This is a genomic window from Aquamicrobium aerolatum DSM 21857 (assembly GCF_900113935.1).
GTDB lineage: Bacteria > Pseudomonadota > Alphaproteobacteria > Rhizobiales > Rhizobiaceae > Aerobium > Aerobium aerolatum.
The window spans coordinates 51,501-74,689 of the sequence record NZ_FORF01000002.1 but is presented as its reverse complement, the minus strand read 5'-3'; the positions used below and the strand labels follow the sequence as shown (position 1 = coordinate 74,689).

Genomic DNA, 23,189 nt, shown 5'->3' with positions numbered 1-23,189 from the left:
CTCCATGTCCAATAGCACCCCGACCATGAACACCACGACGTATCAGCCGGTCCCGTTCTCCAAGCCTCGCGGTCCGCTGAGCCAGGTCGCGATGGTTGTCATCCCGCCGCTGGTAGTGTTCGCCCTGTTTCTCGTTCTCTACACATGGGTTCGCAGCGGGCTGGAGCCGCATCGCCAGTTCCTGATGCCAAGCGGTTCCGAATTGTGGCACAATGCATTCGCTCTGCCGGAAATCCGCTATGAATTGCTGACGCGCGCGCTGACCACCATCGGCATTGCGCTGACCGGTCTGGCCGTGTCGATTCCGATCGGCATTTTGCTGGCCGTCATCATGTTCCGCGCGATGATCCTGGAACGGGCGCTGTTTCCCAACATCGTTGCGATGCAGTCGATCCCGACCCTCGCCATCATCCCGCTGATTCAGACCGCGCTCGGCTTTGGCATGCTGCCAAAAGTCCTGATCGTGGCGAAGTTCACCCTGTTTGCGATCCCGATCACCCTGCTTCTTGGCCTCAAGAGCGTTGATCGCGGCATCATCGACCTGTTCCGGCTTCAGGGCGCGCGCTGGCACACGATCCTGTTCAAGGCCTGCTTCCCTTCGGCTGCGCCGTCGCTGTTTGCCGGGTTGCGCATTGCCGCCAGCCTTGCGGTCATCAGTGCGATCGTGTCGGAGCTGTTCTTCCTCGCCGGTCGCGGCGGTCTGGGGCAGATGATCATCAACTCCAAGATCGATTTCAAATATGAGCAGATGTATGCCGGGCTCATCACCGCGACGCTGCTGTCGGTGAGCGTCTACATCATCTTCACCTGGCTCGGGAATCGGTTCTTTGCCGGCTGGCATGAATCGGGCGCACCTCAGACCTGAGGACGTCTTCAAGACCAGATCGTGCGGCGGTTCTGCTTGTCAGGGCCGCCGTATTTTTTTAGCTGCATGTCCTTCCGAAAGTGGGAACCGGTTTCGGGATAAAGACATGCGTGAAAACAACGAGCAAAAGCGCAAGGAGCGAATCTGAAAGATCGCGACGCGCTTTAGCTCAGCGTGACCAACACGACCGCGATGGAGGAAACATCATGAACAGGCCGATCAATCCCGTTGCCATGCCGGCGCCGCTCTCGAATTACAGCCACGCCATGGCGGTGCCTGAAGGTGCACGGCTGCTGGTCTGTTCAGGCCAGCTTGGCGCGCGCGCCGATGGCTCGATCCCTGAAGGCGCCGAGGAACAGGCACGGATCTGTTTTGACAATGTGCGCGCCTTGCTGGCTGAAGCCGATATGGATTTCGGCGACGTCGTGCGCATCAATGCGTTCGTCACCGGGCGCGAGCACATGGCGCCCTATATGGAGGTGCGCAACGAGTTGTTCGCAGCGCAGCCCTGGCCGGCTTCGACATTGCTGATCGTCAGCGGCTTCTCGAAGCCAGAATTCGTCGTCGAGGTCGAGGTGATCGCGGCCAAAGTTGGCTGATCAAGACCGACGACAAGAAGTCGATAGCAAAACAGCCGCGCAATGGATTTGCGCGGCTGTCTCTTTTTGCGGGTCTGTCACCACACTTACATGTGTGGCAGCTTCAGCGCGATCTCTTCGGGGACAGGAGCTGCCCATGGCGCCGAGCGGCGACGCTTGACGTCGACTTCCATCCAGTAGATTTCCCAGCCGCGTGTCGGCCCGATGCCATCCATCGTCGCCGGGCCCTGGATCGAGCGGGCATTGGCTTCGTCAAGGAACAGCAGCGGCTTGCCGCCATTGACGGCCTTCTCGATTTCCTGGCGCAGCAGGCGGCGATACTGGACGATTGCCTTGTCGGAGGTGCCCAGGTGCTCTCTGGTGCGATCCTGGATCGCGCCCATCGATTCCACCGCCCACTGGTCGTGGACGTTGATGTCCAGGCCCATGCCGGTATAGGTCGAGGTCGACTGCTCATGCGGGTCGAAACCGTAGTCGTTGGTCTTGTTGCGGCGCGACGTGTAGAGCGGCAGTTCATAGAGCTGCAGGCGCTGCTCACGCATTTTCTTCTTGTCGACCGGCTCGTTGTAGCTGGTGAAGATCGCGTACCAGTAGCAGTTCTCGTCATCCACCGGCACGTGCCACTGGGTGATGGTCATCTCGGCGCTCATCGGAATGACGAAGCCGTGCGGGAACAGCTGGTTGGTGACGCGGACATGGGTGCGCTCGTCGTCGATCTGGCGCAGCGCGATCAGGCGCAGGCCATATTCAGTGCGCTCGACATTGATGATCGGGCGATCATATTCGCGCAGGATCTTGGTCATCGGCAGGTCGCTGTCGGCGGAGGCCGCACGGAACTGCTTGCCATAGGACTCGGACGTGTCCTCGTCTTCGAAGAAGCGATGCAGGAACGAGGCGTGCGCCGGGTCGATGCCGACTTCAAGCGCCTGCAGCCAGTTGCAGTTGATCAGGCCCTTGAACGCGAATGTGTGGGTGCCGGGTGCAACGAAGCAGTCAAGCTCCGGGAATGCAGGGGGCTCGTCACCGCCAAGATAGGCCCACAGGATGCCGCTCTTCTCGACCACCGGATAGGCGCGCTGCTTGATGTTCTTGCACAGGTTCGAGTTTTCCGGCTCGGCGGGCGTTTCAAGGCAGTTGCCCTCGACGTCAAACAGCCAGCCATGGAAGGAGCAGCGCAAGCCGCCATTCTCGAGACGGCCAAATGCCAGGTCGGCGCCGCGATGCGGGCAGTCGCGATCGACCAGGCCGTAGCGGCCCTGCTCATCGCGGAACAGCACGAAATTCTCTCCGAGCAGGCGGACAGGAACGATCGGGCGATCACCTTCCAGCTCGTCGACCAGCGCGGCAGGCTGCCAATATTTGCGCATCAGCTTTCCTGCGGGGGCATCTGGCCCGATCCTCGTGATCAGGTCGTTCTGCTCTTGGCTCATCATGGCATTGTCTCTCCCTATAGCCGCATTCGACGGCTCAGATCACATTGTGTGGCCTTACAGCTCACGCACCCAGGCGCTGTCGCTAGCCACAGACCTGAAACTGCCTTAATCGTGGCTCGATAATCGAGCGCATGTACGATTATAAGTGAAATTTCGCAGCCATCAAGGCCAAACTGTCAGCGGGTGGAATCGCCTTGTGTAATAATATTGTAGGAAACCCCCTTGTTTCTGGCATTCCCGCGATTGACAGGCAGCCCAGTTCGATCAATGCTGTGGTCGATAAGTGAGATAAAGTTCGTTAATCGACCAGTTGGAGCAGCGTGTGAGCGATACGATCACCATCAAGTTCAGGAACGGCAGCGGCGAGCCCGTCGAGGTTCGGGCCCGTGCAGGTGTCAGCGTCATGGAAGCCGCTGTCATGAATAACATACATGGCATTGAGGCTGAATGCGGCGGTGCATGCATCTGTGCGACCTGTCATGTCTATTGCGACGGACTCGACGCGAGCGTGCTGCCGGAGATGTCGTCCGAAGAAGATGACATGCTCGACATGGCAACGGCTGAGCGCCGCCCCGGCAGCCGCCTGTGCTGCCAGTTGCGGGTGAGCGACAATCTGGAAGGTGCCGTGTTCACCATTCCGGAGAGCCAGTTTTGACAGCCGCGGTCATTGTCGGGGCGTCGCATGGCGGCGTGCAGGCGGCTGCGTCGCTGCGGCAGGCTGGCTGGCAGGAGCCTATTGTCCTGCTGTCGGCTGAGGCAGATTATCCCTATCACCGTCCGCCGCTGTCGAAAGCCTATCTGGCCGGTGAGAAGGACGAGGAGCAGCTTTTGCTGCGCGCGCCCGATTTCTACCGCGATCAGGGCATCGATCTGCGCCTGAGCGACGCTGTGTCCGACATCGACCTGCGCCAGCGCACGGTGTCCAGCGCGTCAGGCGTCACCAGCTTTTCAAAGCTGATCCTGGCAACGGGATCACGTGCGCGCGCCTTGCCGCTGGCCGGAGCTGATGCGGCTAATGTCTTCACCCTGCGTTCGATCGGCGATGCGCGTTTGCTGCGCAACGCGATGGCGTCGGCGTCGAGCGTTGTCGTGATCGGTGGGGGCTTCATCGGTCTTGAGTTCGCATCGACGGCGATCAAGAACGGCCTTCCGGTGACCGTGCTGGAAACCCAGTCGCGGCTGTTGTCGCGCTCGCTGCCTGCCGTTCTGGCGGATCATCTGCGCGACTATCATGCCGCCAAGGGTGTCCAGTTTCGCTTCGGCAGCCAGATCGAGGCGCTCGATGTCGAAAATGGCGCGGTGAAGGGCGTCCGGCTTGCCGATGGCACGACCTTGGTCGCCGATCTGGTGCTGGTCGGCATTGGCGGTCAGGCCGAGGCTGGCCTTGCAGGCTCGATCGGTCTCGATCTCGTCGCTGGCGGCATTCATGTCGACGGTCATGGCCAGACCAGCGCGCCGGACATCTACGCGCTGGGGGATGTGGCAACGTTTCACAACGCCTATGCGGATGCGGCGATGCGACTGGAATCGGTTCAGAACGCGGTCGATCAGGCGAAGGCGGCTGCTGCCCACATTGTCGGCGGCAACGCGCCGCTGACATCGGTGCCGTGGTTCTGGACCGATCAGTATGATCTGAAGGTTCAGATGGCAGGTCTTGGCAAGGCCGGTTGCCGGGAGGTCGTGCGCGGCGATCCGTCGAGCGGCGCTTTCAGCGTGCTGCAACTGGATGGTGAGCGTCTGCTTGCGTCCTACACAGTCAACCGCGCAGCCGACCATATGGCGTCGCGCAAATTGATCGGCGAGGGCATCGCCCTCGATCTGGCGCAGGTCACCGACATTTCGGTGCCGCTCTTGCGCGCGGTGAAAGGCTGATCCCGACGTCATGCGCCCGCGATTTTGGGCGCAACCTTGTGCAAATACCAACATGCAGGTTCGGATCGGACCGCTAATGAATGGCCAGAGGGAACTAATGGACAAGTCGTCACACGCGTGGAACCTGCGAAACGGGTTGGTGGAGGCACGCGGTCTGCTCAACGATGACCAGTTTGCGCTTGCCGAAGAGGTCTTGTCGCAGATCAAGGCATCGGGACTGGAAACCGTACGTCTGGCATTTGCCGACCAGCACGGCGTGCTGCGCGGCAAGACCATCGTTGCCGACAAGGTCGATTCCTTGTTCCGCAATGGCATGGCGATCACCTCGACCCTGCTCCTGAAGGACACGTCGCACCGCACGGTGTTTTCGGTGTGGAATGAAGATGGCAAGGGTGGCGCCGGCGAGCTGACCGGGGCCGGCGACGTGCTGCTGGTGCCGGACCCGGCGACGTTCAAGGTGCTGCCATGGTCGGAACATAGTGGCTGGCTGCTCTGCGACGTGTTCTTCAAGGACGGTCGTCCCTATCCGTTCAGTTCGCGTGGTATCCTGCGCGACGCAGTCAACCGCCTCGGCAAGCGTGGGCTGGATCTGGTGTGCGGCCTTGAAGTCGAGTTCTACGTTTTCCAGATGGATCAGGAGAACCTGGCGCACAGCGACGGTGGCATGCCGGCAACCCCGCCGCAGACCAGCCTGTTGTCGCATGGCTACCAGTATCTGACCGAAACCCGTTATGACGCGCTGGAGCCGGTAGCTGATGAACTGCGCCGCGCCTGTCAGCAGCTGGGCATGCCGGTGCGCTCGGTTGAGGCGGAATTCGGCCCGAGCCAGTTCGAGTTCACCTTCGAGCCGGACAGCCCGATGAACCATGCCGACACGATGATGCTGTTCCGCTCGACGGTGAAGCAGATGTGCGCGCGCATGGGACTGCACGCCACGTTCATGTGCCGCCCCAAGGTCGACAATGGCATGGCCAGCGGCTGGCATCTGCATCAGTCGATCGTTGATCGCGCTACCGGTCGCAACATGTTCATGCCGGAGCCGGGACAGGATCTGACGCCAACCGCAAGCGCCTGGATCGCCGGTCTTCTCGACAATGCGGCGGAAAGCTGCCTGCTGACGACGCCGACGGTTAATGGTTACAAGCGCTATCAGCCGTTCCAGCTTGCGCCCGACCGCGTCCAGTGGGGTCGTGACAATAAGGGCGCGATGATCCGTGCGCTGATCGGTGAAGGCGACAAGGCGAGCCGGATCGAAAACCGCATCGCGGAACCTGCCGCCAACCCGTATTACTACTTTGCCTCGCAGATCCTGTCCGGACTGGACGGTCTGGAGCGTGGTGCGGTGGCACCAGCGCCGATCGAGCGGCCTTATGACAACGATTCGCAGATCCTGCCCAAGAGCCTGATTGCCGCCATCGAGCGTTTCGAGGGTGGCCAGTTCTACCGGCGCGCCATCAGTTCCGAATTCGTCGACTATCTGACCCACATCAAGCGTGCGGAATGGGACCGCTATCTGATGACGGTTTCCGAGTGGGAACAGCGGGAATATTTCTCGCTGTTCTAATGCATGTCTCCCGAAAGTGGGCACCGGTTTCGGGATCAAAGACATGCACGAAGACCGCATGTCTCCCGAAAGTGGGCACCGGTTTCGGGATCAAAGACATGCACGAAGACCGCATGTCTCCCGAAAGTGGGCACCGGTTTCGGGATCAAGACATGCACGAAGACCGCATGTCTCCCGAAAGTGGGCACCAGTTTCGGGATGACGATCGCCAGGCGGTTCTGCGTTGGGCGTTGCGCAAGCAAAAAGCGTTGGAGCATTTCCGCAATTCGACGAAAAGCGGAAGTGCTCCAGTCATTTGCACTTGACCTGAGGGCCGAAAAAGGGAGTTTCGGCGCTCCTGGCGGGTGGCCTTGCGCGTCCGGCGGGCAGCTTTCCGGGCGCGGAACTTTCGCTGTCCTGCGTCACGAAGATTTGCGGGGCGGGCGGCGGATTGGTTCTTGACGATGGGGAACAATACTGCAACGATGAACGAACTATTGCTCGATAATCGTACTTTTGGGAGCTTGCAGGATGTTGAGCGGGATCCCGGCCCTTGCCGGTCAGCCAGAACATCATTTGCGCTGCGATTGTCCGCAGGTTTTTCCCGCGTCGATGCCATGACGCAAACCTGCGTTTGCCCAACCCGTTTGCGAAGCTGCAGAACAAGGCGCGTGCCCTAGGCACCGGCGCTGCGCTCGCACGATTTCATCAACTATCTAAAAGGGGAACCACGATGAAATTTCTCAAATACGCTTTGTTGGCAGGAGCCGCTGCCATTGCACCGATTGCGGCCAATGCTGCCGAGCCGGGCGAGCGCGCGCGCCAGGCCTACACCACGCCGTTGGCTGACGTGTGCCCCAATCCGTTCATCATTCAGAAGGACTGGCTGGCGCAGGCGGAGCAGGGCGGCCTCTACAACATGATCGGTGCAGGCGGCACGATGGAAAGCGGCCGCTACACCGGTCCTCTTGGCAGCACCGGCATTGACCTCGTCATCCTTGAAGGTGGCGGCGGCATCGGGCTGGGTGACGGCGAAACCGCTTATTCCGCCTTGCACATGGGCAACTCGAAGGCGGGTCTGCGCCCGCATCTGGGCTATCAGGAACTCGACAACGCCTTCACCTTCTCCAAGCGTTTCCCCGTCGTTGGCGTGATCGCGCCGCTGGACACCGCGCCGCAGGGCCTGTTCTGGGACAAGGGCACCTATCCGGACGGCTTCAAGAGCGTCGATGATCTGAAGGCGTTTGCCGCATCCGGCAAGGGCATGATCTATGTGTCGACCATCCAGCGCACATTCGGTCTGTTCCTTCTGAAGTCAGGCGTACCGCAGGAAGTGTTCGTTGAAGGCTACCGTGGCGATGGCGAGAATTTCGTCACCAATAACGGCACCTGGCTCAACCAGGGCTTCGTGACCTCGGAGCCGCACACCTTTGCCACTGGCAAGAACTGGAACAAGCCGATCGATTCCATCACGGTGGGCGAACTTGGCTATCCCAACTATACGGGCATGCTCTCGGTTGCGACCAATCGCATGGATGAATTGGCCCCGTGCCTGGAGAAGCTTGTGCCGGTGATTCAGCAGTCGATGGTCGACTACATCACCGATGGCACCGAAGTTCTCGAATTGCTGCATGAGTTCAACGAGAAGGGCTATGCCACCTCGTGGTGGAAGACCCCGATGGCTGATCTTGAATATGCCTGGAAGGTCATGGGCGAGCGGATCGTTCACAACGGCACCAATGACACGGTTGCCGATTTCGACATGGAGCGCGTCGCGCGCATGTACGAGATCGTCAAGCCATGGCTCGACGAGCGGGCTGCGGAAGACGTGTCGCCGGAAATGGTCGTGACCAACCGCTTCATCGATCCTTCGATCGGTTTCAAATAATAGTCGGTTGAAGCCCCGCGTCTGTCTTGATCAAATGCCCATCCTGAACAGCGCCAGCGCTGGCTCAGGGTGGGGAAGTTGGACGCGGGGCACTTTTTATTGATGACGACGGATCAGCTTGCAGATGTGAAGTTTAGGCTCAGCGAGGTGTTGCCGCAGATCGCTGCGCATTTGAGCCAACGTTCCGAGCGTGGTCAGGTCGCGCAATATATTCCGCCGCTGGCCAGGATCGATCCCGGAAAATTCGGGATGGCGATCGTTCTCAACGACAACAGCGTGCATGCAATTGGAGATGCGCAGGAAGCGTTCTCCATCCAGAGTATTTCGAAGGTTTTCGCGCTCACCCTGGCGCTCGGCAAGCTGGGCGACGGTCTGTGGCGGCGTGTCGGACGCGAGCCGTCAGGCGATGCGTTCAATTCCATCGTGCTGCTGGAGCACGAGAAGGGAATCCCGCGCAATCCCTTCATCAATGCCGGTGCCATCGTCACGTCCGATGTTCTTCTGGCTTCTCATGAGCCCAGGGAGACCATCGGCGAAATCCTCCGCTTCGTGCAGTTCCTCGCCGAAGATAGCGACATTTCGATTGATCCGTTCGTTGCCCAGGCCGAGACGGCGACCGGGTTCGGAAACTTCGCCCTCGCCAATTTGCTGAAGGCGAATGGCAATCTGCAAAATCTTCCCGAGCAGGTGCTGGGGGTCTATCATCATCAATGCTCGATCGCGATGACGTGCCGGCAACTGGCGCAGGCCGGGGCGTTTCTCGTCTCAGAGGGCAGGAATCCGCTCAATGGGTTTCAGATCGTTGCACCGGAGCGGGCGCGGCGCATCAATGCGCTGATGATGACCTGCGGCCATTACAACGGATCGGGCGACTTTGCCTATCGCGTCGGCGTGCCTGCCAAGAGTGGGGTCGGCGGGGGCGTGCTTGCAATCGTGCCGCGCATTGCCTCGATTGCCGTCTGGTCGCCGGGTCTCAACCAGCACGGCAACTCGCTTCTCGGCACCGAGGCGCTCGAAATGCTCTGCAAGGAAATGCGCTGGTCGGTGTTCTGATCCGCGCGCCGGCGTATCGTATCACTTGGGTTTCGAGATGGTCTGCGGATCGAATTCGGGCTGGCTGGCCTGCGCTACCGGCTGCTTCGTAAAACCCTCGCGTCCCGAAATCTCCTGAAGATCGCGCGAAATCCGGACCGGGCTGGCGGCATAGGCGGCAATCAGCGATGCAACCGAAAACAGCGCATGCGCGTGGATACGCTCATAGCCATGCGAGGCATCGATCCCGAAAGCGGCCAGCGCGGTTCGCACGTCATGTCCGGCTTCGATGGCCGACGCTGAATCCGAGCGGTAATAGCGAAAGATGTCTTTCTGGAACGCGATGTCGTTTTCGCGGCACAGATCGACCAGCTTCTTGGTCAGATGGTAGTCGAATGGCCCGGTCTGATCCGCCATCGCAATGGTCACGCCGAACTCTTTCGAATTCTGCCCCGGCGCGGTGGTGCCATTATCGACCGTCACCATGGCGGCAATGTCTGGCGTGACGATTGCCGCCGCGCCGACCCCGACTTCTTCCGCAATCGTGAACAACCAGTGCGTGTCGACTTCGGTGCGAACTTCATGGCGTTGCAGCGCCTCGATCGCCGCCAGCATGATCGCGACGCCCGCCTTGTCGTCGAGGTGACGGGCGTTGATATAACCATTGTCCAGAAACTCGGCATTGGTGTCGAACGCAACGAAATCGCCGACATCGATGCCCAGCGCCCTTGTCTCCGCCTTTGACTGCGTCAGCGCGTCGATGCGCAGTTCGACATGGTCCCAGCCGACCGGAAGCGTGTCGACGCCCTCGTTGAATGTGTGACCCGAGGCCTTGAGCGGCAGGACGGTGCCGCGAAAACTGCCTTGCTCGCTATAGATCGTCACGCGCCCGCCTTCGGCAAAGCGGGCCGACCAATGGCCGATGGAGACCAGTTCGAGACGGCCACATTCCTTGATCAGTTTGACCTGCGCCCCGAGCGTGTCCAGATGGGAGACGATGGCGCGGGCGCCCATCGGGGTGCCACCCGGCCGCAGCGCCCGGATCGCGCCGCGCCGGGTCAGCTCCGGTGTCAGCCCGAGACGTTCAAGTTCGCGCGAGCAATAATGCACGATCCTGTCGGTATAGCCGGTCGGACTGTCGATCGACAGAAGCTGTTTCAGCTGGGCGGCGAGATAGGCCTGATCGATCCTCATGCCGGCATCTTTCCCGAAGCGTGGGCGCTTGCCCGATGGCCGGAAAGCGGAAACAGAAGGTCGAGAAAGCGTTCCGCGGTTGGCTGTGGCTCGTGATTGGCAAGGCCCGGCCGCTCGTTTGCTTCGATGAAGACATAGTCGCTTTGCGTGGGCGAGCGAACCATCAGGTCGATGCCGACGACCGGGATGTCGATTGCGCGCGCCGCCTTGAGCGCCGCTTCGACAAGGCGTGGATGAGCGATTGCGGTAACGTCATGGATGGATCCGCCGGTGTGCAGATTGGCGGTCTTGCGCACGGTGATCTCCACCCCCTCGTCGGGCACGCTGTCGAGCGTGAAGCCGGCAAGCCCGAGACACCGTTCCGTTTCGGCATCGAGCGGAATGGTGCTTTCGCCGCCCGTGGCGGCGGCGCGTCGACGCGACTGCGCGGCGATCAGGCTGCGCACCTTGCGCCGTCCGTCGCCGACGATGCAGGGCGGGCGGCGCACTGCGGCGGCCACCAGCTCGAAATCGATGACGAGCAGGCGCAGATCTTCTCCCGCGAAACATTCCTCGACAAGCACCCGCTCACACAGGTCATTTGCGGTTGTGATGGCGTTTTGCAGATCGTCCATATTGTCGATATCGACTGCCACGCCACGGCCTTGTTCGCCCCGTGCGGGCTTGACCACCACGCGCTCATGGCGTTGCAGGAAGGCCGCCAGTTGCTCCGGGTCGTCCCCCGCCGTCATTTGCGCGGGTACGGCAAGACCGGCTCGCTCCACCACGCGCCGTGTCACCGCCTTGTCGTCGCAGATCGACATGGCCACGCCTGAGGTCAGGTCGGAAAGGCTCTCCCGGCAGTGAACGGAACGCCCGCCCTGTGACAGCCGGAAAAAGCCGGCCTGCGCGTCGGTCAGTTCGACATGGATGCCGCGCCGATGCGCCTCATCGACGATCAGCCGGGCATAGGGATTAAGCTCGTCATAGGCTGCCAGCGGCGGGGCGAAGAGCTTTTCGTTGATCGGGTTCTTGCACTTCACGGCAAAGACCGGGACGCGCCGGAAACCAAGCTTTTCGTACAATGCAATCGCCTGCTCGTTGTCGTGCAGGACCGACAGGTCCATATGCGCCGCGCCCCTTGCGGAAAAATGTTCCGCCAGGCGACGCACCAGACCTTCGCCGATGCCGGGATGGCGCGCTTGCGGCTCCACGGCAAGGCACCACAGCGATGCGCCGCGTTCCGGGTCGTCGAAAGCGCGGTCGTGATCGATGCCGGTCACGGTGCCGATGATCTCGCCGGTAATCACGTCCTCGGCGACGAAATAGGTGATCGCGCGGTTGTCCCGGTTGGACCAGAAGAAGTCCGGGTTGACCTGGACCATGCCGCGTGATGCGTAGATGCGGTTGACGGCGCGCGCGTCCGCCTCGGAGGAGAGCCGCCTGATGAAATAGCCCTGCGGCTGGCGGCGGCTGGGACGATAGGTCGAAAGTTCGAGCCGGAACGTATGCGACGGGTCGAGGAAGACGTGCTGCGGCGCTGCGGCAAGCAGCACATGCGGGTCTCGGACATAGAGCGCGATGTCGCGTCGTTCCGCGCCCTCATTGCGCAACAGTTCCAGCAAGTCCGCCGGGTCGGAAAATGTCTGCGCGAAGATGAGGCGACCCCAGCCGCAATCGACGAACGCCGCCTCGCGAGCCGGGTTGTGGTCGCCGGTCGAGGCCGACGACGGCTGCATCGCTTCCGCACGCATGCGCTTAAGGCGATGCGCCAGCGCTTTTTCCGACCGCGGCCGAGCCATTGTGTGATCCTTGCTCATGTCGTCAAATTCCGTGCGTTTGCAGCCACATTTCCAGAAGTCCGGCCTGCCAGAGCTCGGACCCTTGCAGGGGCGTGATGTGTTTTGACGGTTCCGCGAACAATGTCTCAAGGTAGCTGTCGCGGAAGATGCCGCGGTCGCGGGCCGCCTGCGACGTCAATGCGTCCCGCACCATTTCCAGATAGGGGCCATCGATATATTTCAGCTCAGGGACCGGGAAATAACCCTTCTTCCGGTCGATCACCTCGTGCGGGATGATCAGGCGGGCTGCGTCCTTGAGAACGCCCTTGCCGTTATCCCGCAGCTTTTCTTCCGGCGGAATCTTCGCCGCCAGTTCAGCCAGTTCATGGTCGAGAAAGGGAACGCGGGCTTCAAGCCCCCACGCCATCGTCATGTTGTCGACGCGTTTGACGGGATCGTCCACAAGCATGACCTGGCTGTCGAGCCGGAGCGCCGCATCAACGGGTGTCTGTGCGCCGGGCTGGGTCAGATGTGCGCTCACCAGTGCCAGGCTCGGGTCTTCCTGCGGCAGCCATTGCGGGTTGATCTGCGTCTTCAGTGTCTCGTGCGAGCGATCGAAGAACACGGTCGCATAGTCATGAACCACATCGGTCGAGCGGCTGAGCGGCGGATACCAGTGGTAACCGGCGAAGATTTCGTCGGCGCCCTGTCCGGATTGAACGACCCTGACCTGTTTGGAGACTTCCTGAGCCAGCAGATAGAAGCCGACATTGTCATAGGACACCATCGGTTCCGACATCGACGCGATGACGCCGGGCAGCGCGTCCATCAGACGATCCGACGGCACGAAAATCTGGTGATGATCCGTGCCATAGTGACGGGCGATCAGGTCAGAATAGACGAACTCGTCGCCTTTTTCGCCGTTCGCTTCCTGAAAGCCGACCGAAAATGTCTTGAGGTCTTGCTGGCCTGCTTCGGCGAGCAGGCCCACGATCAGGCTGGAATCGACCCCGCCGGACAGAAGGACGCCGACAGGCACGTCGGCGACCATCCGGCGCTTGACGGCGGTGCGCACGGCGTCGAGCACGGCATCGCGCCAGTCTTGCGAGGACATTCCCGCCAGCGCAGGATCGCGTTCGTGGGCGGGTGCCCAATAGACGAGATCTTTGCTGCGGCCGTCCGGCTCGATGGTGCGGATCGTCGCCGCCGGCAGTTTGCGCACACCGTTGATGATCGTGCGCGGGGGCGGTACCACAGCGTGAAACGACAGATAATTGTGAAGCGCATAGGGGTCGATCGACGTGTCGACATCGCCGGCTTTCAGCAGGGCCGGCAGCGAGGAGGCAAAACGCAGCGCTTGCGGTTTCTCGTTCAGATAAAGCGGCTTGATCCCGAAACGGTCGCGCGCCATCACGACGCGCCCGGTGTCGCGCTCGTGAAGGACGAACGCGAACATGCCGTGGAAGCGCGTGACACAGTCGATGCCCCAGGCATGCCATGCCTTCAGGATCACCTCAGTATCTCCTTGCGAGAAGAACCGGTATCCTTGGCCTTCCAGCTCGGCCCGTAATTCGGCGTAATTATAGATGCAACCATTGAAAGCGATTGTCAGACCCAGTTCGGGGTCACTCATCGGCTGCTGTGCCTTTTCGGACAGGTCGATGATGCGCAGACGCCGGTGCCCGAGGGCGACATTGCCATGAATGACAAGTCCCGCTCCGTCCGGACCGCGCGGTGCGAGCGTGTCCATCATCTTGTTTTGAACTGTTGCCGATGGTTGCGTTCCATCGAACCGAATTTCTCCGCAGATTCCACACACGGTTGGGTGGTTCCTTCCTGTGTTATTGTTCGAATGACCATGAACCCTATATATCTAATCATTAGATGTCGAATTAATGGCGCCTGAAATGATCCTCGATCTGAATGTTGTCCCCGCACTTGTCGAAGCCGACGAAGCCAAGGCTCTTGAAAAGGCCATCCGCCGCGTGGTGCGGGCGCATGACCTTCAGTCGCGCGCGCTGGTCAAGGCGAGCGGACTGACATCAGCACAACTCATCATCCTGAAAGGGGTTGCAGAGATGGGCGAAGTTACTTCGTCTGCTCTGTCGGAATATGCGGATATCAGCGCGGCGACGGCGGTGACGGTTCTCGACAATCTGGAAGCGCGCGGGCTGGTTGCGCGCTATCGTTCCGGCCGCGACCGGCGGATTGTGCATGTGCGTCTGACGGAACGGGGAATTGCCAGCCTGACAAGCGCTCCACCGGCGCTGGGCGCAGCGTTTGCCGAGCGTTTCGGGCAACTTTCGGCTGAAGAGCGACAGCTGGCTGTGGCGGCGGCGTCCCAACTGGCAGATCTGCTCTCCGGCGCGGGCGTCTACAAGGCGGAGGCGTCTGTCGAGACGCTGGAACTGCCCTGAAACCAAAACGGCTCCGGATGATGCCGGAGCCGTGATGGCGGGAGGGGGAGTGCGGCGTGCCTAGGCAGCGCGCCGGGAAGCGAAATCTGCGAACCAGTCCAGCGCGCCTGGGTCTTTCATCGAACCGGTATTGGCGGCCTTGTCGAGCGGGATGCCCATCATGAGTTTGCGCACCGGCACCTCCATTTTCTTGGACGTCAATGTGTAGGGGATCGCGGGAACCGCGATGATCTCGTCCGGAACGTGGCGCGGGCTGCGTTCGGTGCGCAGCTTTTGCCGCAGGCGCGCGATCATGGCGTCGTCCAGTGCCGTGCCTTCACGCATCTGCACGAAGAGCGGCATGTAGAAGCCCCCGTTCTTGTCCTCGACGCACACGATCAGGCTGTCGACGATTTCCGGCATCGTGTCGAGCGTGCGATAGATTTCCGCCGAGCCGATCCGCACCCCGTAGCGGTTCAGCGTTGCGTCCGAGCGCCCATGCACGAAGCAGGTGCCACGCGCATTGAGGGTGAAGGAATCGCCGTGGCGCCACCACTGCGGGTAAATGTCGAAATAGGCGTCGCGATAGGCGGCGAAATCCTTGTCGCCCCACAGCTGGATCGGCATCGACGGCATCGGGCTGCGAATGATCAGCTCTCCCGGCTCGCCGATGATTTCCTTGCCGTCCTCATCGAGCGCGACAATGTCCGCACCCAGCGTGCGGGCCTGAATCTCCCCGGCGTTGACGGCAAGGGTGGGCGAGCCGCCGACGAGGCCGGAGCAGAATTCGGTGCCACCCGACTGGGATGTCACCCAGAGTTCGGCTTTGACGTTTTCATAAAGCCAGCTGAAGGATTCCGGCGTCGCCGGCGAGCCGACAAGGAAAATCCCCTCAAGCGCCGACAGGTCATATTTTTCGCCCGGCCGGATCCCCAGTTTCTGCATTGTCAGCACGAGCGTCGGGCTGATGCCGATCTGTTGCGCCTTGGTGCGCGCTGCGATGTCCCATACCGCGTCGGGTCGCGGATGGGCTGGATCGCCGTCGTAGAGAACCGCGATGCCGTTCATTAGCGGTCCCCACATCAGCGTGTTCCAGACCATCCAGCCGGTGGTCGTGTAGAAATAGACCGAGCGTCCGGGCTTGATGTTCATGTGGAACGCAGCCGACTTGTAGTGTTCCAGCAAGACGCCGAGATGTCCGTGGACGATCGCTTTCGGCAGTCCGGTCGTGCCCGACGAGAACAGCACCCAGAGCGGGTGGTCCGAAGGGACACGCTCGAATTCGAACTCCGCCGCCGGCACCGGAGCGCCGGAGAGTGCTTCCTCCCAGCCCAGCACAGCGGGACGCATGGCCGCCACTTCGCTGTCCGGCTGCAGATAGTTCATCCAGATGACCGTCTTGACCGAAGGCAGCGCGGCGATGATCGTTGAAATGTCATCGCGCCGGTCGAAATTCTTTCCGCCATAGCGGTAGCCATCGGCCACGAACACAATGGTCGGCTCGATCTGGCTGAACCTGTCGATCACCGTGCCGGCACCAAATTCCGGCGCTGCCGAGGACCAGACCGCGCCGATTGCGGTCGTCGCGAGCATTGCGATCACCGTCTCGGGAATGTTGGGCATGTAGGCCGCGACGCGATCTCCCGGCTTGACGCCGAGGGCGCGCAGGCGCGTCGCCAGAATTCGCGTTTTCTGCGCGACCTCCTGCCAGCTCATTTCGCCAAGCGGTCGCAGTTCCGAAAGATGATAGAGAAACGGGCGCGATGGATCGCCGTTGACCTCATTGCGCAGGACATGCTCGGCATAGTTGACCGTTGCGCCGGTAAACCATTGCGCGCCCGGCATGCTGCGAGACGACAGCACCTTGTCGTGGGGCGTCGGCGAGTGAAGCTGGAAATAGTCCCAGATCGCCTGCCAGAACGCTTCGATGTCGGCCACCGACCAGCGCCAGAGCTCATGATAGTCGGCAAAATGATGGCCGCGCTCCGTGGCGAGCCATGCCATGAACTGGCTGACATTAGAGCTGGCCACGAAATCTTCGTCGCCCTGCCACAGGAAATCACCGGCCTCGACCATTACGCCCTCCATCCAAACGCCTTGCTAGACAATGTACAATAAGCCCTGTACGTTGTCCAATAAAGTTCGTTTTCCACTATGTCCGAAGGGCGGAGCAAAGAAATGGGATCTGCAGGTACGGAAACGCACAACGGTGATGCAATCGCGGTAGCCCTCAAGGCTGTCCGTGACGACTATGTGCTGAGAAATCCAAAAAGCAGCGCGCAGCTGGCGCAGGCGGCCAAGTCCATGCCGGGCGGCAACACCCGCACAGTGCTCTATTACGATCCGTTCCCGCTGGCGATGGCGCGTGGCGAGGGTCAGCACCTGTTCGACGTCGATGGCCACCGCTACGTCAATTTTCTCGGCGAATATACTGCCGGCATCTATGGTCACACCGACCCGCACATTCGCGAAGCGGTTCAGAACGCGCTCGCCAATGGCGTCAATCTTTCAGCCCATAACACGCTGGAATCGCAGCTGGCGGCGATCCTGTGTGATCGCATCCCGTCCTGGGACATGGTGCGGTTTACCAATTCGGGCACCGAAGCAAACCTGGTCGGCATTGCGCTCGCCAAGGCATTCACCGGCCGGTCGAAGATCATGGTGTTCGACGGCGCCTATCATGGCAGCGTGATCGCGTTTGCCGGTGGCGCATCGCCGATCAACGTGCCGCATGATTATGTCGTCGCCACCTACAACGACCCGCAGGGCGCGCGCGAACTGATCGCGCAGCACAAGGACGATCTTGCGGCCGTGCTGATCGAGCCGATGCTCGGCGCCAGCGGATGCATTCCCGCCGACAAGGAGTTCCTGCAAGTTCTGCGCGAGGAAACCGAAAAGGTCGGCGCGGTTCTGATCTTCGACGAAGTCATGACGTCGCGCCTTTCGGCGGGGGGACGTCAGGCGCTGCTGGGCATCATGCCGGACATCACGACTGCCGGAAAATATCTCGGTGGCGGCATGTCGTTCGGTGCAGTGGGTGGTCGTGCCGACATCATGGGTCTGATGGACCCCGGCAATCCGAAGGGCATTCCCCATCCCGGAACGTTCAACAACAACGTCATCACCATGGCGGCAGGCATTGCCGGTCTTACCAAGGTCTACACCGCCGATGTCGCCGTCGCATTGACCAAGCGTGGCGACCGCATGCGCGATGGCCTCAATGCCTTGGCGCGCGAGAAAAATGTTGCAGTCCAGTTTACCGGGCTTGGTTCCCTGATGAACATGCACCCGGCAGTCGAGCCGGTCAAAACGCCTCAGCAGGCTTTGGGCTGCGATGGCCGCCTGCGCGACCTGTTCTTCTTCCACTTGATCGAGGAAGGTATCTATCAGGCGCGTCGCGGTCTTGTCGCGCTGATGCTGCCGGTGCAGCAGGAGGACATTGATCATTATCTCGCCGCGTCCGGTCGCTTCTTCGACAGATATGGCGATTTGCTGAAGGGTTGAGGCTGAAGGGTTGAGGGAGGAAGCCATGAGGGACAATTTTGGCGACGCCGGAGGGCCGATCCAGGTCTTCTATGCGCCAAAGGATGCGGCACGCTTGCCGATGATCTCACATGCCGAAGGCATCTATATGTGGGATACGAGTGGCAAGCGCTACATTGATGCGTCTTCCGGGCCGGTCTGCAGCAATCTCGGCCATGGCAATGCACGCGTCATCGCAGCGATGACCGAGCAGGCCACGAAGGTTGCCTTTGCCAGCCGTGCGTTCTTCGAGAACCAGGCCAATATCGATCTGTCAGACTTGCTGGCAAAGTTGGCCGGGCCGGGCTTCGAACGCGCATTTCTGGTGTCAGGCGGCTCTGAGGCGGTGGAGGCCGCGCTCAAGCTGGCGCGTCAATATGCGGTGGCGAACGGTCAGCCGGAGCGCTGGAAGGTGCTGTCGCGTGTTCCCGGCTATCATGGCGGCACACTGGGTGCCGTCGGCATCACGGGAGATCCTCAAAGTGAGGAGATCTTTGCCGGGATCGCGCGCGTCATGCCGAAAGTTCCTGCGCCGATCACCTACCGGGTTCCCGACGGGTTCGATGCCGACAGCTATGTCGATCATTGCGCGGATGCGCTGGAGCAGGCGATCGTGGCCGAACAGCCCGGCACAGTGCTGGCGTTCATCATGGAGCCGGTGGGCGGGCTTGCCACCGGAGCGCTGGTCGCGCCGGAGCGTTATTACAACCGCGTGCGCGAGATCTGCACCCGGCATGGCGTCATCCTGATTTATGATGAAGTCATGAGCGGCGCAGGCCGGACCGGAAAGTTCCTGTCGGCTGCCCATTGGCCTGATGCCCAGCCGGATATCGTCACCATGGCGAAGGGGATCTCGTCCGGATACACGCCGTTCGGCGTTGTCCTGGCGTCGCGGGAGATGGTTGATACGCTGCGTGAAAGCGGCGGCTTTCTTCACGGCCATACCTACTCGGCCAACCCGCTCTCCTGCGCCATCGGCCATGCGGTGCTGAGCGAGCTGGTGGAGCGCGACCTGATGGCGAATGCGTCCAGGATGGGCGACATCCTGAAGGCGCGGCTGGAAGGGCTGAAGCTTCGCAATGCCCATGTCGGCGATGTGCGCGGCAAGGGATTGCTGCTCGCGGTCGAGATTGTTCCCGACAAGAACAGCGATCGGACTTTCGCGCCAGACGATCATGCGATCAACCGCGTTGTCGATCTGGCACGCGAGCGGGGGCTGATGCTGTACACCCGCCGCACGGCGGAGGGGCGCTATGGTGACTGGGTGATGATCGCGCCGCCGCTGATCATTACAGAGCCGCAGGTCGGGGAGCTGGTGGACTTGCTGGAGCAGTCGCTGGCAGCATTCGCCGAAGAGCGGGCGCAATCGCGTCAAAGCTAAGTGTTGGAGCGGGCGGCGTCAGTCCTGATTGCCGCCCGCTTTGACCAGATCCTGCTGCAGGGATTCGAGCCCGCGGATCGTCACGTCAATATACATTTCGAACGACGCGTCCATCGGCGCATCGACGCCGTTCTGCCAGCGCATGATGAAGCTGCGGTTCTTCATCTCGTCGAGATGCTCGACCAGCAGCGGATGTGCCGTAGCGTCGACCTCGCTGAGCATTTGCTGCATGCCGTTGGCCCATTCCTCGGCTTCTTCCTTGGGCGCCAGGGCGAATTCTTCGGTGGTAAAGCCGACCATTGCCGACTGGACCACATTATAGGCTACCGGAAGCGTGTGCTTTGGAAAGCCCGCACTGACGAGCGCCTGCAGAATGCCCTCGATGAGGTCAAGATCCACGCTCGCATTCGACACCAGTTGCACGCCGATCAGCGGCGAGATGTTGGGGTGGCGCTTGATGATCGCCCGGTAGCGCCGGAACAGCGTTTTCATCCACGCCTTCCAGTCCTCCGACGGGGGCGGGGTGAGATCGTCCATGATCGTCGAGATCACGGCGTTGATGACGGCGTTGCGGCTTGGAATGTGCCAGTAGATCGCTGTCGGATAGACGCCGAGCTCCTTGGCAAGATTGCGCATGCTGAAATTTTCGAGGTCGCTGCTGTCGAGCAGCTTGATGGCGGCTTCGACGATGGCCTCGCGAGTCAGAGCCGGCGCATCCTGACCTTTGTCCGCTTTCTTGGAGCGACGTCGTTGTCGCCCGACCAGTACCTGGTTCATGGTTAAGCTCCTTCGCGCATCCGGTTATCGCGACCGATACTTGTTAGGACAGTAAAATGCTGGTTTGTGCTGTATGTCGCGACTGGTCAACCCTGCTGCTGTTCTTATCCCGTTCTGGAGGGCGCCTGTTGTGCTTGCCCAGTGCCAGCGCGCCGTTGTGGATCATGATCGCGCCCCTTGCCAAATCTGCGCGCCGTGCATATTGTACGCCGTAATTGTACGCCGTATAACAAGGGGATGGAGATGCGGACTACTATTTCAGCAATCGCATTGTCGATGGCGCTTGCCGCGCCGGTTCATGCCGATGAAGTCAAGCTTGGCTTGCTCAACGGCTTCACCGGTCCGATCGAGTCTGTTGCAGGCAACATGGCCCGCGCATCGGAGCTGGCCATCGAGGAAATCAACGCCAGCGGCTTGTTCCTTGGCGGCAGGAAGATCACCAGCGTGCGCGCTGACTCGACCTGCATTGACGCTGCTGTGGCAACTGCCGCTGCCGAGCGTCTGGTGCATTCCGACAAGGTCGATGTGATCATCGGCGACGGCTGCTCGGGTTCTTCCGCTGCTGTCCTGCAGAACGTCGCCATGCCGAACGGCATTTTGATGATTTCGCCGGCAGCGACGTCGCCGGCGCTGTCCACAATTCCCGACGATGGCCTGTTCTTCCGCACGTCGCCGTCCGATGCCCGTCAGGGCGAGGTGCTGGCGACGGTGATGATCGACCGTGGCCTGAAAGAAGTCGCGATCACCTACACCAACACCGACTATGGAAAAGGTCTGAGCGACAGCATCAAGAGCGCGTTCGAGGCCAAGGGTGGCAAGGTCACGCTGGTCGTTCCGCATGAGGATGGCAAGGGCGACTACAGCGCCGAGGTTGGTTCGCTGGCGTCCGCTGGCGGCGAAGCGCTGGTCATTGCCGGCTTCCTCGACCAGGGCGGCAAGGGCATGCTCCAGGGCTCGCTCGACGTGGGCGCGTTCGACCTCTTCGTTCTGCCCGACGGCATGATCGGAGACAGTCTTGCTGAAGCGATCGGGCCGGCTCTCGATGGTTCGTTCGGAACGACTCCAGGCTCCGACTCGGATGGTGCCGTGACGTTTGCCGAAGTGCTGAAGACGGTTGATCTGGTGCCTGGGCCGTATATGGCCGAATGGTACGATGCGGTTGCTCTGGCGGCGTTCGCCATGCAGGCTGCCGGTTCGACCGAAGGCGCGCTCGTCAAGGAGAAGGTGTTCGACGTTGCCAATGCTCCGGGCGAAAAGATCATGCCGGGCGAACTGGCAAAGGGTCTGAAGATTCTCGCCGAGGGTGGGAAGATTGACTATGTCGGCGCATCGGCTGTGGAGCTGATCGAGCCGGGCGAGAGTGCAGGTACGTTCCGCGAGATCGAAATTCGCGGTGGCGTCACCGAAACGGTCAGCTTCCGTTGATTGAAGGCAGGCCATCGTGATTGTTGTCGACGGGCTTAGCAAGAAGTTCGGTGGCCTGGCTGCCTTGCAAAACGCCTCCCTTACTTTGGAGACGGGCAAGATTACCGGTCTTATCGGTCCCAATGGGGCCGGTAAGACGACCTTGTTCAATGTCATTGCCGGGCGCTATCGCCCGACGTCGGGCCGGGTTTTTCTCGACGGAAAAGATATTACCGGGCTGGAGCCGCATGAGCTGTTCGCCATGGGGCTGCTACGCACCTTCCAGATCGCGCATGAGTTTTCGACGCTGACCGTGCGCGAAAATCTGATGGTCGTTTCGGCAGATCATCCCGGTGAAAGTCTGCGCAATGTCTGGTTTCGGCCGGGCCGTGTGCGGGCGTTTGACCGTGCGCGACGCGAAAAGGCCGAGGAAGTCATCGACTTCCTGAAGCTTGGCCACGTTGCGGATCTGCCTGCGGGCAATCTGTCCGGCGGTCAGAAAAAGCTCGTCGAACTGGGTCGCACGATGATGGCCGATCCCAAGATCGTCTTCCTCGATGAGGTCGGCGCGGGCGTCAACCGCACGCTTCTTTACGAAATCGGCGATGCCATCGTCCGGTTGAACAAGGAACGTGGCTATACATTCTGCGTCATCGAGCACGACATGGATTTCATCGCGCAGCTTTGCGATCCGGTGATCGTCATGGCGCAGGGGCAGGTACTGGCGACCGGAACGGTCGACGAGATCAAGAGCAACCCGGAAGTTGTGGAAGCCTATCTCGGGACCGGTCTGAAAAACAGGGTCGCGCAGGCATGACGGCGTTTCTTTCTGGAACCAATATGGTTGGCGGCTATGGCGTCGTGGACATCCTTCGCGGGTGCACCATCGAGGTCGAAAGCGGTCAGGTCGCGGTGATTGTCGGTCCGAATGGCGCTGGCAAGTCCACCGGGATGAAGGCGCTGTTCGGGATGCTCAAGCTGCGCCAGGGAACGGTCACGCTTGCCGGCGAGGACATTACCGCCCTGACGCCGCAGGCCCGCGTAGCCAAAGGCATGAGTTTCGTCCCCCAGACCGACAATGTGTTCGCGTCGATGACCGTCGAGGAAAACCTCGAAATGGGCGGGCTGACACAGCGCGAAGGCGTTCAGGACACGATGGCGCAGATCTACGATCTGTTCCCGGTCCTCAAAGAGAAGCGTTATCAGCCCGCAGGTCAGCTTTCCGGTGGCCAGCGCCAGCAGGTGGCCGTGGGCCGGGCGATGATGACCCGCCCGAAGGTGCTCATGCTGGACGAGCCGACTGCCGGCGTTTCGCCTGTCGTCATGGATGACCTGTTCGACCGGATCATCGATATTGCCCGTTCCGGTGTCGCGGTGTTGATGGTCGAGCAGAACGCCCGGCAGGCGTTGCAGATCGCCGACCGGGGCTATGTTTTGGTGCAGGGTGAGAACCGTTACAGCGGTTCTGGTCCCGAACTTCTGCGCCAGGAAGACGTGCGCAAGTCATTTCTGGGAGGATAGGC

19 protein-coding genes are annotated in these 23,189 nt (G+C 61.0%); 13 read left to right on the top strand and 6 right to left on the bottom strand.

What is annotated here, in order from left to right:
• The first annotated feature begins 4 nt into the window (after nucleotides 1-4).
• Entirely contained in the window at nucleotides 5-865 is an 861-nt protein-coding gene (locus tag BMZ42_RS01980; protein ID WP_091518410.1) for an ABC transporter permease, read from the top strand.
• 206 nt (nucleotides 866-1,071) lie between these two features.
• Entirely contained in the window at nucleotides 1,072-1,464 is a 393-nt protein-coding gene (locus BMZ42_RS01975) for a RidA family protein (protein ID WP_091517964.1), read from the top strand.
• Between the two features lie 86 nt (nucleotides 1,465-1,550).
• Here the strand turns inward: BMZ42_RS01975 and BMZ42_RS01970 are convergent, their stop codons facing one another.
• Nucleotides 1,551-2,897, bottom strand: coding sequence for an aromatic ring-hydroxylating dioxygenase subunit alpha (locus tag BMZ42_RS01970; protein ID WP_091517962.1), 1,347 nt, complete (start codon nucleotides 2,895-2,897; stop codon nucleotides 1,551-1,553).
• 334 nt (nucleotides 2,898-3,231) lie between these two features.
• Between BMZ42_RS01970 and BMZ42_RS01965 the strand changes: the two genes are divergently transcribed.
• The 5 genes from BMZ42_RS01965 (at nucleotide 3,232) to BMZ42_RS01945 (ending at nucleotide 9,253) form a co-directional block, all read left to right on the top strand.
• The gene (locus BMZ42_RS01965) at nucleotides 3,232-3,552 is read left to right on the top strand and encodes a 2Fe-2S iron-sulfur cluster-binding family protein (protein WP_244523133.1); all 321 of its coding nucleotides are present in this window, start codon (nucleotides 3,232-3,234) and stop codon (nucleotides 3,550-3,552) included.
• Nucleotides 3,549-4,769, top strand: a complete 1,221-nt coding sequence (locus BMZ42_RS01960; RefSeq protein ID WP_175556600.1) for an NAD(P)/FAD-dependent oxidoreductase — start codon at nucleotides 3,549-3,551, stop codon at nucleotides 4,767-4,769. Before BMZ42_RS01965 ends, BMZ42_RS01960 begins: the two co-directional genes overlap by 4 nt.
• 97 nt (nucleotides 4,770-4,866) lie before the next feature.
• Nucleotides 4,867-6,333: a glutamine synthetase family protein gene (locus tag BMZ42_RS01955; protein WP_091517956.1), complete on the top strand. Its 1,467-nt coding sequence runs from the start codon at nucleotides 4,867-4,869 to the stop codon at nucleotides 6,331-6,333.
• A gap of 712 nt (nucleotides 6,334-7,045) precedes the next feature.
• Nucleotides 7,046-8,200 carry a hypothetical protein gene (locus BMZ42_RS01950; protein ID WP_091517953.1) on the top strand — a complete coding sequence of 385 codons (1,155 nt, stop codon included), beginning with the start codon at nucleotides 7,046-7,048 and terminating at the stop codon, nucleotides 8,198-8,200.
• 102 nt (nucleotides 8,201-8,302) lie between these two features.
• Nucleotides 8,303-9,253, top strand: coding sequence for a glutaminase (locus BMZ42_RS01945; protein WP_091517952.1), 951 nt, complete (start codon nucleotides 8,303-8,305; stop codon nucleotides 9,251-9,253).
• Nucleotides 9,254-9,274: 21 nt separating this feature from the next.
• On the opposite strand, the gene BMZ42_RS01940 is transcribed toward BMZ42_RS01945, so the two are convergent.
• From BMZ42_RS01940 to BMZ42_RS01930, 3 genes are read right to left on the bottom strand one after another with little or no spacing between them, the layout of a single operon-like run.
• Entirely contained in the window at nucleotides 9,275-10,426 is a 1,152-nt protein-coding gene (locus tag BMZ42_RS01940) for an osmoprotectant NAGGN system M42 family peptidase (protein WP_091517949.1), read from the bottom strand.
• Nucleotides 10,423-12,225 carry an N-acetylglutaminylglutamine synthetase gene (gene ngg / locus BMZ42_RS01935; protein ID WP_091517947.1) on the bottom strand — a complete coding sequence of 601 codons (1,803 nt, stop codon included), beginning with the start codon at nucleotides 12,223-12,225 and terminating at the stop codon, nucleotides 10,423-10,425. Before ngg ends, BMZ42_RS01940 begins: the two co-directional genes overlap by 4 nt.
• 4 nt (nucleotides 12,226-12,229) lie before the next feature.
• On the bottom strand, nucleotides 12,230-14,005 hold the full coding sequence (locus tag BMZ42_RS01930) for an N-acetylglutaminylglutamine amidotransferase (RefSeq protein WP_091517944.1): 1,776 nt from the start codon (nucleotides 14,003-14,005) through the stop codon (nucleotides 12,230-12,232).
• 88 nt (nucleotides 14,006-14,093) lie between these two features.
• On the opposite strand from BMZ42_RS01930, the gene BMZ42_RS01925 reads away from it, so the two are divergent.
• Nucleotides 14,094-14,603, top strand: a complete 510-nt coding sequence (locus BMZ42_RS01925; RefSeq protein WP_091518405.1) for a MarR family winged helix-turn-helix transcriptional regulator — start codon at nucleotides 14,094-14,096, stop codon at nucleotides 14,601-14,603.
• Nucleotides 14,604-14,663: 60 nt separating this feature from the next.
• Here the strand turns inward: BMZ42_RS01925 and BMZ42_RS01920 are convergent, their stop codons facing one another.
• The gene (locus tag BMZ42_RS01920) at nucleotides 14,664-16,658 is read right to left on the bottom strand and encodes an acetoacetate--CoA ligase (RefSeq protein ID WP_091517941.1); all 1,995 of its coding nucleotides are present in this window, start codon (nucleotides 16,656-16,658) and stop codon (nucleotides 14,664-14,666) included.
• A 102-nt stretch (nucleotides 16,659-16,760) separates the two neighbouring features.
• Between BMZ42_RS01920 and BMZ42_RS01915 the strand changes: the two genes are divergently transcribed.
• Nucleotides 16,761-18,086, top strand: a complete 1,326-nt coding sequence (locus tag BMZ42_RS01915) for an aspartate aminotransferase family protein (protein ID WP_091517938.1) — start codon at nucleotides 16,761-16,763, stop codon at nucleotides 18,084-18,086.
• A gap of 25 nt (nucleotides 18,087-18,111) precedes the next feature.
• A complete protein-coding gene (locus BMZ42_RS01910; protein ID WP_091517935.1) occupies nucleotides 18,112-19,485 on the top strand; it encodes an aminotransferase family protein in 1,374 nt (457 codons plus the stop codon).
• An 18-nt stretch (nucleotides 19,486-19,503) separates the two neighbouring features.
• Here the strand turns inward: BMZ42_RS01910 and BMZ42_RS01905 are convergent, their stop codons facing one another.
• Nucleotides 19,504-20,262: a TetR/AcrR family transcriptional regulator gene (locus tag BMZ42_RS01905; RefSeq protein WP_091517933.1), complete on the bottom strand. Its 759-nt coding sequence runs from the start codon at nucleotides 20,260-20,262 to the stop codon at nucleotides 19,504-19,506.
• A gap of 243 nt (nucleotides 20,263-20,505) precedes the next feature.
• Between BMZ42_RS01905 and BMZ42_RS01900 the strand changes: the two genes are divergently transcribed.
• From BMZ42_RS01900 to BMZ42_RS01890, 3 genes are read left to right on the top strand one after another with little or no spacing between them, the layout of a single operon-like run.
• Nucleotides 20,506-21,687: an ABC transporter substrate-binding protein gene (locus tag BMZ42_RS01900; RefSeq protein ID WP_091518402.1), complete on the top strand. Its 1,182-nt coding sequence runs from the start codon at nucleotides 20,506-20,508 to the stop codon at nucleotides 21,685-21,687.
• Between the two features lie 16 nt (nucleotides 21,688-21,703).
• Nucleotides 21,704-22,483, top strand: a complete 780-nt coding sequence (locus BMZ42_RS01895) for an ABC transporter ATP-binding protein (RefSeq protein ID WP_091517931.1) — start codon at nucleotides 21,704-21,706, stop codon at nucleotides 22,481-22,483.
• Nucleotides 22,480-23,187 (top strand): ABC transporter ATP-binding protein, encoded by a 708-nt coding sequence (locus BMZ42_RS01890; RefSeq protein ID WP_091517929.1) that lies wholly within the window; start codon nucleotides 22,480-22,482, stop codon nucleotides 23,185-23,187. The genes BMZ42_RS01895 and BMZ42_RS01890 overlap by 4 nt, the downstream gene beginning before the upstream one ends.
• Nucleotides 23,188-23,189: the final 2 nt, after the last annotated feature.